11 protein-coding genes are annotated in these 16,198 nt (G+C 59.6%); all 11 read left to right on the forward strand.

All coding sequences use genetic code 11. The annotated features are described in order from the left end of the window. Nucleotides 1-262 precede the first annotated feature (262 nt). The 11 genes from GKZ67_RS16300 (at nucleotide 263) to GKZ67_RS16350 (ending at nucleotide 16,150) form a co-directional block, all read left to right on the forward strand. Entirely contained in the window at nucleotides 263-583 is a 321-nt protein-coding gene (locus GKZ67_RS16300; protein WP_317172164.1) for a ribosome-binding factor A, read from the forward strand. Between the two features lie 59 nt (nucleotides 584-642). Beyond that, a complete protein-coding gene (locus GKZ67_RS16305) occupies nucleotides 643-1,452 on the forward strand; it encodes a class I SAM-dependent methyltransferase (protein WP_173244360.1) in 810 nt (269 codons plus the stop codon). A gap of 365 nt (nucleotides 1,453-1,817) precedes the next feature. After that, a complete protein-coding gene (locus GKZ67_RS16310; RefSeq protein WP_254244884.1) occupies nucleotides 1,818-2,951 on the forward strand; it encodes an ABC transporter permease in 1,134 nt (377 codons plus the stop codon). A gap of 128 nt (nucleotides 2,952-3,079) precedes the next feature. After that, nucleotides 3,080-6,079: a DEAD/DEAH box helicase gene (locus GKZ67_RS16315; RefSeq protein WP_173244363.1), complete on the forward strand. Its 3,000-nt coding sequence runs from the start codon at nucleotides 3,080-3,082 to the stop codon at nucleotides 6,077-6,079. Nucleotides 6,080-6,199: 120 nt separating this feature from the next. Next, the gene (locus GKZ67_RS16320) at nucleotides 6,200-7,516 is read left to right on the forward strand and encodes a hypothetical protein (protein WP_173244366.1); all 1,317 of its coding nucleotides are present in this window, start codon (nucleotides 6,200-6,202) and stop codon (nucleotides 7,514-7,516) included. Between the two features lie 11 nt (nucleotides 7,517-7,527). Then, nucleotides 7,528-7,938, forward strand: coding sequence for a hypothetical protein (locus GKZ67_RS16325; RefSeq protein ID WP_173244369.1), 411 nt, complete (start codon nucleotides 7,528-7,530; stop codon nucleotides 7,936-7,938). A 132-nt stretch (nucleotides 7,939-8,070) separates the two neighbouring features. Next, nucleotides 8,071-9,060: a hypothetical protein gene (locus tag GKZ67_RS16330; RefSeq protein ID WP_173244372.1), complete on the forward strand. Its 990-nt coding sequence runs from the start codon at nucleotides 8,071-8,073 to the stop codon at nucleotides 9,058-9,060. Beyond that, nucleotides 9,057-9,554 (forward strand): hypothetical protein, encoded by a 498-nt coding sequence (locus GKZ67_RS16335; protein ID WP_173244375.1) that lies wholly within the window; start codon nucleotides 9,057-9,059, stop codon nucleotides 9,552-9,554. The genes GKZ67_RS16330 and GKZ67_RS16335 overlap by 4 nt, the downstream gene beginning before the upstream one ends. An 84-nt stretch (nucleotides 9,555-9,638) precedes the next feature. Continuing rightward, complete coding sequence (locus tag GKZ67_RS16340; protein ID WP_173244378.1) at nucleotides 9,639-13,100, forward strand: hypothetical protein; 3,462 nt, start codon at nucleotides 9,639-9,641, stop codon at nucleotides 13,098-13,100. A 9-nt stretch (nucleotides 13,101-13,109) separates the two neighbouring features. Then, complete coding sequence (locus GKZ67_RS16345) at nucleotides 13,110-14,408, forward strand: hypothetical protein (RefSeq protein ID WP_173244380.1); 1,299 nt, start codon at nucleotides 13,110-13,112, stop codon at nucleotides 14,406-14,408. Between the two features lie 26 nt (nucleotides 14,409-14,434). Further along, entirely contained in the window at nucleotides 14,435-16,150 is a 1,716-nt protein-coding gene (locus GKZ67_RS16350) for a hypothetical protein (RefSeq protein ID WP_173244382.1), read from the forward strand. The last annotated feature ends 48 nt before the right edge of the window (nucleotides 16,151-16,198 follow it).

A 16,198-nucleotide genomic window follows, 5' to 3' on the forward strand; every position in this document is an offset into this window, starting at 1 on the left:
GTTGGCCAGGCCGTTTCAGACTAGCTGTGGGCAAAGGTCGGCGCTTAAACTGAAATCCGGGAAAACGAAAAACAGGAAACGACCAGCCCAAAACCAGCACTGGCAACCCACGAACCCGAAACCACCCTACCGGGCGGTGTACCTTTGTGGTTTAGCAACGAGTTATGGAAAGCAAACGACAGCAAAAGATGGCCAGCCTGCTACAGCAGGAGCTGGCCCAGGTACTTCAGCGCGACTTGCCGCATTTGTTTGGCGGGGGCTCGTGCCTAGCATCAGCACGGTAAAGGTGACGCCCGACCTGGCCGTGGCCCGCGTGTACCTGAGCCTGCTTATCGGCAACGATGCGCCCGAGCGGCTCGAAGCCATTAAAGAACACACCAAAGAAATACGGTTTGCGCTGGGCAAGCGCATTCGCAGCCAGGTGCGCATGGTGCCCGAGCTGACGTTCTTCCACGACGACAGCGCCGCCTACGCCGCTCACATGGACCAAGTACTCAGCCAGCTGGATATTCCGCCCGCTGGCCCCGAACAAGATGAGAACGACGAAGATACCGCCGACGAACGGCCACGTTTATTTCGGTAATTTTCTCCTTCTACCCGTTTTTACCATTCCCTAACGGGCGCGTACGACGCACCCTTTCTATGTATTACGACCCGATTAAACGCAGCCTGGGCAATGTATTTAACCGTTCGCCGTGGCTGCGGCGCTTGTTTTATACGTTGCTCGACCTGCTGCTGCTGCGCACCTGGCACGTGCACCGCGAGCTGCGCCAGTGGGCCAGGGGCCGCACCCGCACGCCGCTCGATATACTGGATGCCGGCGCGGGCTACGGCCAGTATAGCTACTGGCTCAGCGGCCTCAGCAGCCTGTGGCGCATTCTGGCCGTGGATGTAAAGCAGGAGCAGGTAGCCGACTCCAACAATTTTTTTCGGGCCATCAACCGGCCGCAGGTGCAGTTTGCCGTGCAAGACCTGGTGCTTTACCAGGAACCCAACTCGTTTGACCTGGCACTGGCCGTGGATGTGATGGAGCACATTCTGGAAGATGTCGAGGTGTTTCGCAACATTCACGCCTCGCTCAAGGATGGCGGCATGCTGCTCATCTCCACGCCCAGCGACCAGGGCGGCTCCGATGTGCACGCCGACTCCGAAACCAGCTTTATCGAGGAGCACGTGCGCGATGGCTACAACATTCACGAGATTCAGCAGAAGCTGCGTACGGCTGGCTTCGAGCGCATTGAGGCCCGCTACAGCTATGGCGAGCCGGGCCAGATTTCGTGGCGCTTAAGTATGAAATACCCTATATTGATGCTGGGTAAGTCACGCTGGTTCTTTGTGCTGCTGCCTTTTTATTACGCCGTCGTTTTTCCATTCTGCCTGCTGCTCAACTGGTTCGATGCCCGCACGCTGCACGACTCGGGCACCGGCCTCATCGTAAAAGCCTGGAAATAGACCACTGCCTGGCACGGATTAGGGCGGATTTCACGGATTTTGTGGGCGGTGCGTCCGGCAGCTTTGAGCGTCCGTTTCCTATTTAGTTTGGCTTAAATTTCCCGGATTTTATGGACGGCGCGCCCTACCCGGCTCGCAGTATTTAGTATAAGGCTGAGAAAACGAAGCTGGCAGGCTGGTAAGCGCAAGCCTGCGCGTGGCGAGTGGCCGAGCAATCGTCTACAAAATCCGTGAAATCCGCTCTAATCTGTGCCAATCAGTGGTCCTGTGAACGTTCCTCTCCTCATTGCCCGTCGCTACTTCCTGTCCAAGAAAAAGCGCAACATCATTACCATTATCTCCAACATCTCGATGGTGGGGTAGCTGTGGGCACGGCGGCGCTTATCATTGTGCTTTCGGTGTTTAACGGCCTCGAAGAGCTGGTACGCTCGCTCTACGGCAAATCGGACCCGAGCCTGGTCATTGCCGCCCGCCAGGGTAAGTCCTTTCCGGTTGATACCCTGCTCATTACCCGTATCCAAAGCACGCCGGGCGTCGCGCTGCTTACCGAAGTAATCGAAGACAACGCCCTGCTGCAATACCACGACCGGCAGATGGTAGTGAAGATGCGCGGGCTGTCGGAGAATTACTTTGGCCAGATTCCTATTGACTCTAATCTGATTGCCGGCGACCACCGCCTGCGGCGGGGCGAGCGCGAGTATGCGCTCATCGGCGAAGGTGTGCAGCACGAGCTGGGTATCACGCTCGATAACCGCCTGGCGCCCTTGCGCCTACTGTACCCACGCCAGGAGCCCGGCCGCAAAACGCTTAATATCAATCCTGAAAAAGCCTTTAATGAAGAGCCTATTCTGGCCGGGGGCATTTTCCAGATTGAGCAGCATCTCGACGACAGCTACCTGTTTGTGCCCCTGAGCTTTGCGCGGCGGCTGCTGGGCTACGGAGCCCGCCGCACTGCCATCTACGTGCGCATAGGTGCCAGCTTTAAAGCCGATAAGGTGAAGCAGGAGCTGCGCGAGCGCCTCGGCAAGGGTTTCACGGTGCTCGACTCCGACGAGCAGCATGTGAGCCTGCTCAAAGCCATCAAGATTGAGAAGCTGTTTGTGTTTATCACGTTTGCCTTCATCCTGCTGATTGCCTCGCTTAATATATTCTTTTCACTATCTATGCTGGTAATTGACAAGCGCAAGGATATTGCCGTGCTGCAAGCCATTGGGGCAACTCAGCAGCTCATCCGACGCTCTTTTTTGTTGGTCGGCGCGATTGTGGCGCTGGTAGGCGCGGTGGCCGGGCTGGTGCTCGGGGTTACTATCTGCTGGGTGCAGGAAACGTTTCATGTGGTAAGCATGGGTATGGCGACGAGCGTGGTCGACTCGTACCCGGTAAAGATGCAAGCCGTTGATATTTTCTTTATTGCCCTGGCTATCATCTCGATAACCTTAGCGGTGTCTATTCGCCCCGCGCTGAATGCCGGGCGTATGGAGATTCGCGAAAACCTGTAATACCTCGTTTTCGGCGGTTGGTTTTTCGCTCTCCTCTGCGGGCCAGGCATACTTTAGCAGTGCTCCGCAGCTGACAATAGCCGACGAACCACGAAAAACGAGTAACTTGCACGCTCTCGTGCTCGGCTATGAATGTTTCTACTGCGCAACCTTTTCAACTCGTTTACTCGCTGTTCGCGCACGAGTACCTGGGCCATTTATTTACGGCGCACGTGGTGCAGCTGGGCCCCCGCGGCCAGCTCACGCTGCAGCACCAGACGATTTCGGTCAAAAATGCGCCTGAGTTTGCGGATGGCCTAGAGCGCGACGACTATGAGCTGATTGCACTCTGCGACCAGCTTCAGCAAGATGCGGTTATCAAGGAATTCTGGCCCCGCAAAATCACGCCGGCCGAGTTTTTCCTGAAAATCTACAATGCGGAGAAAGGCGACAAGCCCATGCAGGAAGCCATTGCGCGCTACGTGCAGTCGCGCCTGGGGCGGCTGCTGGCGGGCCTACAGGGCAAGCAGGTTTTCATTATGGGACGCGATGGCGAGCCCACCTGGCGCGAGCTGAAGCTGGCGCCTACGCCCGCCTCGGTGCTTTTCCACTTTCGGCGCAATGAAGAAAGCACGCACTACTTTCCGACCATCCAGTACCAGAATCAAAAGCTGGACTTTCAGTTTAAGAATGCCGTGCTGGTGTGCCAGCAGCCGGCCTGGCTGCTGGTCGATGACGTGCTCTACTGCTTTCGGCACGATGTAGACGGGCGCAAGCTGCAACCCTTTCTGAATAAGAAGTTTATCATGGTGCCCCGCGCCGTGGAGAAGAGTTATTTCCAGAAGTTTGTGGCCCCGCTCATGGAGTCGTTCGACGTGCACGCGCGCGGCTTCGACATCCGAACCGAGCGCTACCTGGCACGGCCGCAGCTTACGTTTTCCGATATGCCGGCGGGGCCGCCGGCCGGTGCCCCGGTGGTACCCGTGCGCCCGCCCGGCCCGCCCCGGCGCGGCCGGGTACCCCTGCCCAAGCCCGTAGTAGTGCCCGGCCTGGGCACCGACGAAGCACCGCTCTTTTTCACGCTCACGTTTCGCTACGGCGCCTATGACTTGCCGCTGACGCCGCCGCGCCCCATGAGCGTGCAGCTGGAAGAGGATGCAGATTCCTATATATTTCGCCGCCTACTCCGTTCGGCGAAGGAAGAAAACGAGCGGGCCGATGTGCTGCGCCAGCGCGGCCTGCCGCTCGATGCCGATGGCCACGCATCCTTACCCAAAGCCGATGCCTTCCGCTGGCTGCACGACAACGCGCCCGCGTTGTCAGAGCTGGGCTACCAGGTGCAGGGCGCGGCCTCGGCCAGCCAGGATTATTTCATTGGCCCGGTACGGGTTGATGTGGGCATTGAGGAGCGCGGCGACTGGTTTGACGTGCGCGGCACGGTGTGGTTTGGCGAGTTTGCAGTGCCGTTTATCCGGCTACGGCCCTATATTTTGCAGCGCCGCCGCGAATACCGCCTACCCAATGGCCAGGTGGCCTTCATTCCCGACGAGTGGTTTACCGACTACCTCGAGCTATTTGCTTTTGCCGAGGAAAGCGAGGGCCAGCCGCTGGCTTTGCGCCGCCATCACCTTTCGCTGATTACAGATTTAGAGCAGGATAACCTGGCCACTGTTACGCTCACGCGCCGGCTCGAAAAGCTGCGCGACTTTGCCGCCGTGGAAGACCGGCCGCTACCGGCAGGCTTTCGGGGCACTTTACGGCCTTATCAGCAAGCCGGCTACAACTGGCTGCGCTTTGTGCAGGACTATCACCTCGGCGGCTGCCTGGCCGACGATATGGGCCTGGGCAAGTCGGTGCAAGCCCTGGTCATGCTGATGGAGCGCAAGGAAAGCGGCGCGGCCAACGGCGCGGCTTCGTTACTGGTACTACCTACCTCATTGGTACACAACTGGATAAACGAGGCCCGTAAATTTACGCCCAGTCTGCGGCTGCTGGCCTACACTGGTACGTACCGCACTAAGGACGTGGCTCAGTTTGCCGACTACGACGTGGTGCTGACCAGCTACGGCATTGTGCGCCTCGACACGGAAATGCTGGCCTCGTACCAGTTCGACTACGTCATTCTGGACGAGTCGCAGGCCATCAAAAACCCCAGCTCGACAACGGCGCAGGCTGTGCGGCAGCTGCGGGCGCGGCATCGGCTCATCCTCACCGGCACGCCGGTTGAGAACAGCACCATGGACTTGTGGTCGCAGATGTCGTTTATCAACCCTGGCTTGCTGGGCACCCAGGCATTTTTCCGCAAGGAATTTGTGAAGCCCATTGAAAAGCATCAGGACGAGAGCCGCACCCGCAAGCTGCACGCGCTCATCAAGCCCTTCGTATTGCGCCGCCACAAAGCGCAGGTAGCCAGCGAGCTGCCTGCCAAAACCGAACACCTCAGCTATTGCCCGCTCACCGACGAGCAGCAGCAGTTTTACGAAGAAACCAAGAGCTTTTACCGCAATAAAATTCTGGAAACGCTCGATGGCCACGCCCCAACCCCGGCCGGCGGTACCCAGCTTATGCTACTGCAAGGCCTGACGCGCCTACGCCAGATTGCCAACCACCCGCGCCTGGCCGACCAGAACTACGCGGGCGAGTCGGGCAAGATGCGGGAGATTCTGCGCATGATTCGCAGCGTGGTAGCCGAAGGGCACAAAGTATTGGTATTCAGCCAATTTGTACAACACCTGAGTTTGGTGCGCGCCGGCCTCGACGAGCGCCAGCTGGCCTACGCCTACCTCGACGGCCACACCCGCGACCGTCAGGGTGAGGTGGCGCGCTTTCAGGAGACTCCCGACCTGCAAATCTTCCTTATCAGCCTTAAAGCCGGTGGCGTGGGGCTCAACCTCACGGCGGCCGACTACGTCTTCATCCTCGACCCGTGGTGGAACCCTGCCGTGGAGGCCCAGGCCATCGACCGTGCTCACCGCATTGGCCAGCAGCGGCCCGTATTCGTGTACAAATTCATCAGCCAGAACACGGTAGAGGAGAAAATACTAGCGCTACAAAAGCGTAAGCTCAAGCTGGTCAGTGATTTGATAACGACCGATGAGGCCGTGATAAAGTCGCTGACCCGCGAGGATATTGAAGAGCTGCTGGGGTAAGGCCGGTAAAATAGGCTGCTTTAGGCCGCGCGCTGCCAGGCGGGTATATCCTCATTCCGCTAAAAGCCGTTACTTGCGTCTGTAACGGCGACAGTAGTTGCCGGCCTTTCCATCTGGCGTATGCGCAACCACCTTTCGGCGGCTTTTCTGACTTTTACTCTTGGTAGCGCCCTGCTCAGCAGCTGCGGGGAAGTCAAGGACGACTCTCCCCAATCTACTACCGCTCCAACAACGGCGACAGCAAAGCCCAGAGTGGCAGCTGATACCAAGGCATTGCCCTTGCAGGCCAACGTTTTTTTGGAGCTGTCGGGCGGTATGCGGGGCTTTATGCCGCAAAACACTACGGCCACCGAGCCGACCGCTTTTCAGCAGCGCATTGGCCAGTTGGCTTCGCGCACCAATAGCAGCCCGGCCGTGGCGGATGCGCAGTTTTGGCTCTCGCTGAATAAAGCCCCACAAAAAAGCACCTACGGACATTTTCGGGAGATTGTGCAGGGCGATACGCATGAGGCGGCACTGGGAACGGAGCTGCCCACAATGCTCGAAAATATCCTGGCATTGCCCGGAGCCGCTGACAAGGTAAACGTTATTACGTCGGACTTTATATACGGCCCCAAAAATCAGGCAACCAGCGCGTTGATGAATGTAAATATCACCGACGCGCTGGCCACTGTCACCAAAAAGCAATTGGCCGTAGCCGTGCTCGGCGAAACCTCCCGGTTTTATGGCAATTTCTTCCCGGCTGTGAAAACGCCGCACAAGCAAGTAGTGCTAAAGGGCGAGAGTATGCCTTACTACATCTGGATAATCGGGCCGGCCGTGGCCGTGGCCCGCTACCTCAACGAGGTGTTGCCCGCGCCTTCGGCCGCTACCCAGCAGGCTTATTTTGGCCTGGCCTTCCCTAGTGTGCCTTATGCGGCGGTGCTCACGCAGGTGCCGGCCACCAGCCCACTCGCACCGGGCGGTGGCGGGTCCATTTCATACAGCGGGGCCGGGGTAAGTACGAATCTGGACGTTTCCTCCGTTAAGCAGGGCGTAGACTTTACCGTGGCCCTCGACCTGCGTCAGTTGCCGGCCGCCTGGCGCGAGCCAGCTTTTTTGGCGCACAACTTGCAGGCCCAGGTGCCCGATGGCAGCGTAACGCTGCTGCCCAACTCCATTAAAACAACCGCCGGTGTTCCCCAGCTGCAAGCTTATACCCACACGTTGCGCCTGCATCTCAGCGCCTTCCCTAAGGCGGGCGGCCAGCTCCGGCTAGCGCTGTCCGCGCCGGGTATCCCGGCCTGGGTAGCCCAGCGCAGCACCGAAAACGATAACCAGCCCGGACCGGTGCCACACACCTACCGCCTCAGTGAGATTATGAACGGCGTACGCGAAGCTTTCCCACAGACTTTACCAGCCGTTTTCACCGCCTCTTTCACACTTGCTCAGCAATAACTTTCTTTTCCATGCAGCAATTCTTTAACAGCCTCTATACCAATGGTATCGAGCTATTCTACGACCGCAAATCGCCGATGTACGGGCTTTACAAGGCCGAGATTTTTAACACTGCTGGCTTCTATACCCTGCTCACTGCGCTGGCACTGGTAGTGGCTTTTTACTATATATTCAATTATGCCGTGCCAACCCTTACTCATCAGGGTTTATATCGGCCTACGCATTGGCTGCTGGTGCTGCTGCTGGTGGCCGGCCTGGGTGCCCTGCTGGCCTACCGCGTAAGCATAGGCGCAGAAGCAGTACGCGACCCGTACATGCGCTATTTCATCATTACCAACACGTTGGTGGCGCCGCTGTGGTTTGTCCTCTTCTCGCTGATTTTGAAGTGGGGGTCTAATCACGCCCGCCGCACGCCATTTTAGCTGATGTGCAGGATGTATTAAGTGTGGGAGATGTGCAAATGGCACACGCTTTTTAAGTAAGCTTATCACATTCCATACGTTTTTACATTCTGCACATTCATCTCATCTATCACATTTCCACATTAGAAAGCTTTGGCTCGTCTTTTCATCTTTGCCGTGGGCGGCACCGGCGCGCGGGTGCTACGCTCTCTCACCATGCTGCTGGCTGCTGGCATGCGCCTGCCCGATTGCGACCAGGTAGTGCCCGTGCTGGTAGACCCCGACACCCAGAACGGCGACGTAACCCGCACCGTCGACCTGCTTAAGCGCTACGCCCGCATCCACAACGCGCTACACCAGGACGGGCAGCATGTTAAAGGCGAAGGCTTTTTTGGGCAGCCGCTCACCACCCTGGCTCAGCTTAACACCTCGGGCGTGGAAGGCCTGCGCGACTCGTTTGTGTACGACTTTGGCGGCATCAATCAGTCGTTCAAGGACTTCATGCACTACAACGAGGCTTCGGTCGAGACGCGGGGTTTGCTGGACCTGCTCTTCACCCCCGATAGCCTCAATGCCAGCCTCGACCTCGGCTTTCGGGGCTCGCCCAACGTGGGTAGCGTAGTGCTGAATTCTTTGGTGCAAGCCAAGGAAATGCGCTACTTGGCCCAAAGCCTGAACACCGACGACCGGGTATTTTTTATCAGCAGCATTTTTGGCGGCACGGGCGCGGCAGGCTTTCCGCTGCTGGTCAAGAACCTGCGCGACCCTGGGGTAGACCTGCCGCAGCCTTCGGTGCGGGCCGCAGTGCCCGCCGGAGCACTGGTGCTGCTACCTTACTTTAAGCTCCAGCAGCCTTCGGCCGAGGAGAAGAAGAACGGCCAGGATTTTATCGACTCCAATACCTTCATTACCAAAACCAAGACGGCGCTGAGCTACTACGCCGAGCACCTGGAAGGCCTGGAAGCCATGTACTACCTCGGCGACCAGGCCGGCCAGCCGCTGCCCAACAACCCCGGCCGCGCCGAGCAGCGCAACCAGGCACACTTGATTGAGCTGCTGGGGCACTCTCGATTCCCCACTTTCTGGGGCAGCCTGCCAGTCAGCTCGACCGCGGCAGTCCGGCTTACCACGAATTTGGCTTGAAGAGCGACGAGCCAACGGTTGACTTCGGGCAGCTGCCACCCGCTTTGCGCCGCGAGGTAGCTCGGCCCATGATTCAGTTTCACTACTTCGCCCGGTATTTCCGACAGCATTTGCTCGAAGAGAAAAACGCGCCGCTTTATAAAGGCGGTAAGCTGGGCCAGCATCTGCCCGCCAGCACCGGCCCGCTGGCAGACCTTACCGACTTCTTTACGGAGTACGAAAGCTGGCTGCGCGAGCTGGGCGTGAGCGAGCGCCGCTTCGGCGCCCTGCACCCCGACGAAACCGACTTTAATAAGATGGTAGCGGATAAGCCCATCGCTACCAGCTTCTTCAATAAAGGGCTGACCGACGATGTAATTCGCGCCGAGCTGAATGACGCTGTGGGGAAAACCAATCTTGACAACCCCGATGCGCCCCGTGCGCTGCGCTGGCTGGTGGAAGCCTTCAACAAGGCTACCGAAAAGGTTGTCGACACCAAGCTGCAATACTCGTAGGGCCGCGCGCAAGGCAATTTAGCTTACTAAAAATCAGAAGAAAGCTGCCGGCTAAATACCGCCAGCTACTCGCTTATAAACCTTATGGCCAAGATACTTCGCCTGCACCGCACGGGTTCCAGCACTCACGAAGGCTGGGGCCGCACCGGCAAAATCGGCAAAAATGAGATTGATGGTCCCAGCGGCATTCTCGACCCCGAGGGCGGCCGGGCCGAGCGCGTGGCGGTGGCAATTCCGTCGCCCTTTGCCCGCCTGCACCTGGTAGAAACGGCGCTGGCCTATGTGGGCAGCAACGGCGGGGCCACCGACACGGTGCATCACCGGCTGGTAGGCCAGTTCTGGGACTTGTGGGAGCTGGTATTCAACTACTTTCAGCGGCGGCAGTCGGGTCAGCGCCTGAGCGTGCGCACCTGGAATAAGGCCACCGAGCTGGCCCGCCTGGAAGCCAACCCACAAACCAAGCCGCTCGCGCAGGCGCTGGCACTGTACCTCAATGGCAAGCGCTTTGCCAATCTTACGGAATTGAACCTGTTATACTTCCCTGGCGCTACTGCCCAGGAAGCGCCTCAGCTGCTGGGCGGCACTTCGCCACTCACGCTTTTTTTTCCGGCGCCGGCGGTGCGCGTCCTGCCCGTGCAGCGGCCCGAAGGCGGGGGCTACTACTTCGATGGCCGCTACGTAGCGTTGGGCCAGCGCGAGCAGGCATTTCAGGACTTCATCTACCAGCAGTTTGTGGCCGACCCGGCGCTGGCCCGGCTGGCCCCGGCAGTGCGCAATGCGCTTGATGCCAACATTCTGAATAAGTGGGGACTGGATGGCAACGCCCAGCTGGCCGACTACCCGCTGCTCACCGACCAGGCTGGCAACCCGGTAGCCGTGGCCGGCGTGGCCGTGCGCGTGCGCCCCGATGAGGGTGTCGTGCGTAACTCCGACTTCACCATCCGGCCCAACCGCGTGCCGGTGCCCGGCTGGCCGCTGCCCAACCCGCTGCCGCTGGTGCTGCGCCCTGGCCTGCAGGTGCCGGGCAAATTTTATTACAACAACTCGCTGCTGGGCGATAGTGGCACCAAGGTGCCCGCCGCCGACGCCCGCGCCCTGGCCGACCGTACCCTGCCCGGCCCCGAGCTGGCCTACCCCTATCTCACGCTCAACGACCTGCTGGAAGAAACGCTGCTCACTGTGCCCTACGAGGTCGATAGCAGCCGCTTCGTGACCGGCCAGCTCAAAACCGCGCCCGGCTACAAACCCACGTGCTGGCCGCTGCTGCCGGTGAAGCCCCTTTACTTCGATTACTTCACACCGGCTGAGCTGGCTACCCAGCTCACGCTGGAGCTGGACCCGGCCTGCGTGCGGGTGCGCCTACGCATTCCGGTAGCGGGCGGCTTCACCGTGGACTATGAGCGTGCCTACTACCCCAACCCGCGCACCGAAGGGCTGGGCCGTTTGCTGGTAACCAACGTCGGGCTATCGGTTTTCCCTTTCGTAAAAATCGCGGATGCGCCCCAGCTCAACGACTTTTACAAAGTAATGCTGGTCGATGCCAACAACATTGACCCCAGCCTGGTCCACAAGCCGGTAGAGCTGCAATTTGGGGTGCAGGGCCGGCTGCTGTCGGCCAGCGGCACCGAGCAGAGTGCCACCGCCTACCGCCGCACGCCCAAAACCAGCACCGACGAGGGCAGCACCTACTACGAAATTAAAGGCACGCCCTTCGACTATGTGGTGGTGAGCAGCCCCGCGCCGGCGGCCGGGCAGGCGCTCGTGGTACCAAGGTGGCGCGAGGTGCGCCAGGGTACCAAAGAGTTCCGCTTTGCCATCGACTTTGGCACTACCAATACGCACGTGGCCTACCACGACGGCCCCAGCCAGCCACCGCAGCCGTTCAATTTCGGGCCCGAAGATTCGGCCGTGGCCTTGTTGAAAAAGTCTTCGGAGGAAACCGATTATCAGGCTTACGAGCAGCTGCACCGGGGCATTGAGGAAGACCCGGCCCACGGTATTCAGCTGCGGCGCTGGCAGCGCTACCAGCAGCGCGAGTTTGTGCCCTCATTCGTGGGAGCGGGCGGGTCGCCCTACCAGTTTCCTATCCGTACGGCCACCAGCGAAGCGCCGGGCTTCTCTATCGAGACGCCGCGGCTGCTGGCCAACGTCAACGTGGGCTTTGGCATTAATACGGAAGAGGAAACCAACGACTCGTACCATACCAACCTGAAGTGGGGCGATACCAGTGAGGCTGCCCGCCACCGGGTGCGGATGTTTTTCCGCGAGATGCTGCTTTTGTTCAAGTACAAAGCAGCCTTGCATGGCGGCAACGTATCAGCTACGCAGGTGGTGTGGTTCGCGCCGCTCAGCTTTTCGGCGTTCAGTCGCGACCTGTACCAGCGCGAGTGGGATACGCTGTTTAAAGAGATTTTTCACACCAGTCGCGGCACCACGTACTTGCCCGAGTCGTCAGCCCCGTATTTTTTCCTGACCCGGCGCGGGCTAGTCACGCCCGGCCCCGGCGAGAATGCGGCGTTTATCGATATCGGCGGCGGCACTTCTGACGTGCTGTTTTATTCTGACCAGACGGCCAACCCGGCGGGTCCGCGCAAGCACCATCCGGCATTCAGTACATCGTTTCGCTTTGCCGGCAATGAGCTGTGGGGCGACGGCGCGGCCGACGTGCGCGGCACCAAAGACAACGGCCTCGTGCGCTTCGGCCTCGACAGCATCAAGGCTCACCCGCTGCCCCAGACCAAAGCCGCCGAGCTGGCCGTGAAGTGCCTGGCCGTAGTGGAAGCCAATCCGGCCTTCGGCTCGGAGGAGGTTGCTAGTCTGCTCTTTAACTATGAGCGCGAGTTTCAGTTTGGGGAGCGGCTACTGCTGGCTCAGCACCTACGCGTGCTGTTTTACCTGCACTTTGGAGCCATCGTGTACCATCTGGGTCAGGTAACGGCCCTGCGGGGGCTGGCTGCGCCGCGCTACCTGTGCTTTACAGGGCGCGGCAGCCTCTACCTGCGCCTGCTGTGCCCAACCAACCTGCGGCCCTTGGAGCAGGTGGCCAGCCTCATCTTGTCGAAAGTAATGGGCACGCCCGCGCCCGCCAATTTTAAAATCGTGCTGGCCGACGACCCCAAGCAGACTACTGCCAATGGCGGCGTACTCGCCACTGGCCTCGATGCTGAAAGCACTGCGGAGGTGCCGCCCATCGTGCAGCCCGTGGGCACTGGTACCGAGGAGCAAGCTGAAAACCGGCCCCTCTACCCTACCGACATAACGGAGGACGTGAAAAATGCCGTAATCGCCAACGTGGAGAAGTGCCTCACCCTGCTCCTCACTGACCCCGACCTGGTGGCGGCAATGCACAACCTGGGCATCAAAAACCCGCCCGGCCTGGTGCTCCGCGAGCTAACCGCTGCCCTGGCCGATTCCTTTAACCTGGGCCGCCAGCGCTATGCCAACACATTGCCGGCTGGTGAGCCAATTCCGGAAACACTGTTTTTCCTGCCGCTGAAACACGCGCTCTACGTGCTGTCGCAGGTACTGCACAGCTCGGCTAACTAACTCAGGCCTATGAAAATTAGCCATCGGCTCCTGTATTTGTCGCTGCTGCTGGGCGCTGGCCATTCGGGAATGGGTCAAACCGTTTCGGCCCCGAGCCCCGACGATAGCCTGAAGGGTAAAATATGGACCGCTACCGCGCGCCGTATCTGGGCCGATACCAAGCCGCCCCAGCCTCAACCAGCCGCCTGGCCTACGGTCGAGGCGTTTGAGGACTGGCGCCTGGCAACCCCGGCCGACAAGTCGGAGCTGGGGTTATTGCGCGGCGATGTGATAAAAAGCATCGGTACTGGCACCAAAGCCACCCCGCAACAGGTAGCGCAGGTAATCTTAACTGAGATAAGCAGGCGCCAGCAAAGTAAAAAAGGCCGCCTGACCCGCCTGAAGCTGACGGAGCTAAAAACTACCCTGGCTACGCTCACGCAGCCCAAGGCCCTGGCTACCAATCCTCAACCCGCTGATTCGACCGCACTCGCGGCCCCGGTGCCGGCCGCCGCGCCACCTACGGTAGCCGAGGACCAGCACCCCAGGCCGGAGCCGGCAGCAGCGCCACCTGCCCGGGACTATACGGTAACGGAGGGTGAGCCGCGCTACTTCGGCCTGCCGCCTACCCTGGCGGGCTTGTTGTTGCTAGTAATAGGCGGGACGGCAGGCATAGGCCTGGCTAGGGCCCTGCGCTCCAGCTCGCGGAACCGCCGCCGTCACCATGACCACCCTACCTCCGCTGAATTAGACGCTACTGCCATCATGAACTCGCAGGAATACCGCAAGCTGCACAAGCAGAATGAGAACCTCAGCACGCAGCTGAAACGCCTTCGGCAGGAGCTGGACGAGCTTAAAAAGCAGCTTTCGGGCGTGCCGGCGGCCCCAACCAAAAAAGCACCTTCACTTAAGCTCCCGCCGCCCATTGCGGCCGCGCCGTTGCCGCCTCAGGAGCTTTCCATCGAAGAGCTGGTAGGTGCGCCGGCCGAAGCGCCGACTGCATCTGCGCCCGCCGCTACGCGCTACGGCCCGGTACAGGAAACGCCCTTCGTAGAAGAGCGCAAAATTGTGGATATGCCCCTGCCCCAGCTCGCGCTAATGCTGACGGTGAACCCGCGCAACCCCGACCAGGCCACCTTTACGCTCAATCCGCAGGTAGACCAGGCCCGCCTTATCGGCGATGGATTGACCCGGCTGCAAAAATTCTTCGACTACGACCCGCCTATTGGGGGCCGCATTACTTCGGTGGCGGCCGTGAAAGCAGGTAAGCTTGAGCGCCACGACAACGGCTGGCAGGTAGTAGAGCGGGCGCGGCTGCTAATCAGCTAGGCGCTCCAAAATATAGGAAATTTACTATGTCATTACAATTACTTGAAATCGTTCTCATTCTGGGCCTTATTGCCTGGCAGGGGTACACATTCTTCCTCAATCGCAGTCTTATTCAGCGGGTGCAGGGCATGTACCCCGACGTGGCTCAGTTGGGCGTTGAGGCAGTAGAGGTAACGGAAAACGAATTTTCGAGTCTGCCTCCTAAAGAGCGGATTCTGCAGGGCCACAGCTCTTTTACCTGGGCTTTCTACCCTGGGCAGGAGTTTGCCATAATGCAACGGCCGGGTGACGGAACAGTGCAGGTAAGCAAATGGAATAGCACAGCTAATCAATGGGAAATCTTCAATCAACAGCCGGAAAGCGCAGTACTTCAGTTTATTAATGCTGGCGACTTCCAGCTTGCGCATGACCTAACCAACCGGACTGCGTTTGATGCGCTGACCGTGGCTCGGCCCAGCCCCGAGTTTGCCCGCATCGTTACCGATACCAACGATTACCTGCAAGCCAATAAAGGGGCGGCGGCCGACTTCAACACCCTGCGCGATATATCGGAGCGCGAAACTGCCCTGCTTGACCAGGAGATTGAGGCCCAGCTTTCTACGCCGCTTTACCTGGGGTTGCTGGGCACCTTTCTGGGAGCCATCCTGGGGCTGATAGCCCTAGTAAATCCTTTTGGCGCGGCACCAACCGCGGAGGCCAGCGCCACGGGTGCGTCATCGTTCAACAACGCCGACGTCACGCACTTTCTGGGCGGCATTCTCATCGCCATGAGCGGCAGCTTTACCGGCCTGCTGCTGACGCTGGCCGGCAACCAGTTGCTGAAATCGGCCCGTGCCACCCGCGACCGGCTTAAGAACGGGTACTACAACTTCCTGCAAAAGGCGCTGCTGCCCCGGCTCAACACCGACATGCAGAATAGCATGAGCAGCCTGCGGGCCGTGCTCGACACGTTCAACCAGGATTTTTTCTCCAAGATTCAGGTTGATTTTTTTGCTAAAATCGCGGAGTTTACCCCGCTCATCAGCCGCATAACCGAGAATATCAGCATCCAGAAAGACTTCCTGGAAAAGCTGCAAACCATCGGCTACACTGAGCTGGCCAATGCCACCATCAAGGTATTCGACCGGGTAGATGAGAGTGCCGCTTCGTTCGAGAAGTTTCTAGGCTACCAGCAGGCCCTCAACGTGGCCGTGAGCCAGGGGGCCGACACGGCGCGCACCATCACGGCCCTGCTCGACCGCCTCGGCAGTCTCGAAAAAGCGCTGAACCAGGTGCCTGGCTACCTGGCGCAGCACGACGCCCGCATCCGGGAGCAGGCCCAGTTTTTTGGCGAGCACCAAGCGCTGCTGGCTAAAATCAGCCAGGGTGTGGGGCAGGCGCTGAGCGAAGATGCCGCGCAGATGAACCAGGTGCTGGCGCGCCGCCGCGAGGAGTTTGAGCAGGAAGCCCAGGCGGCGCACGCCCAGTGGTCGGCGCACTTCCGCCAGCTCAACCAGGACAATGTGTATCAGAAAATTGTGGAGTATCTGTCGCCGTTCCAGCAATTGCCGGCGCAGCAGCAGGCCCTCAACCAGCTCCAGGAAACCCAGGCCCGCCATAGTGCCGAGGCGCTGCAGGCCCTGCAACAGCCGCTGGAGCAGAACCGCCGCATTCAGGAAGAGCTGCTGCGCCAAACCGAGCGCACCAACGCCGTGCTCGAAAAGCTCACCCAGCGCAACTGGCTTCAACGCATGGTCGGCTAAGGCGTTATGAAACAAAGTAAAGACTTTTTCTGGCCCAGCTACGTCGAC

Origin of the sequence: Hymenobacter sp. BRD67 (assembly GCF_013256425.1) — a bacterium.
Taxonomy (GTDB): Bacteria; Bacteroidota; Bacteroidia; order Cytophagales; family Hymenobacteraceae; genus Hymenobacter.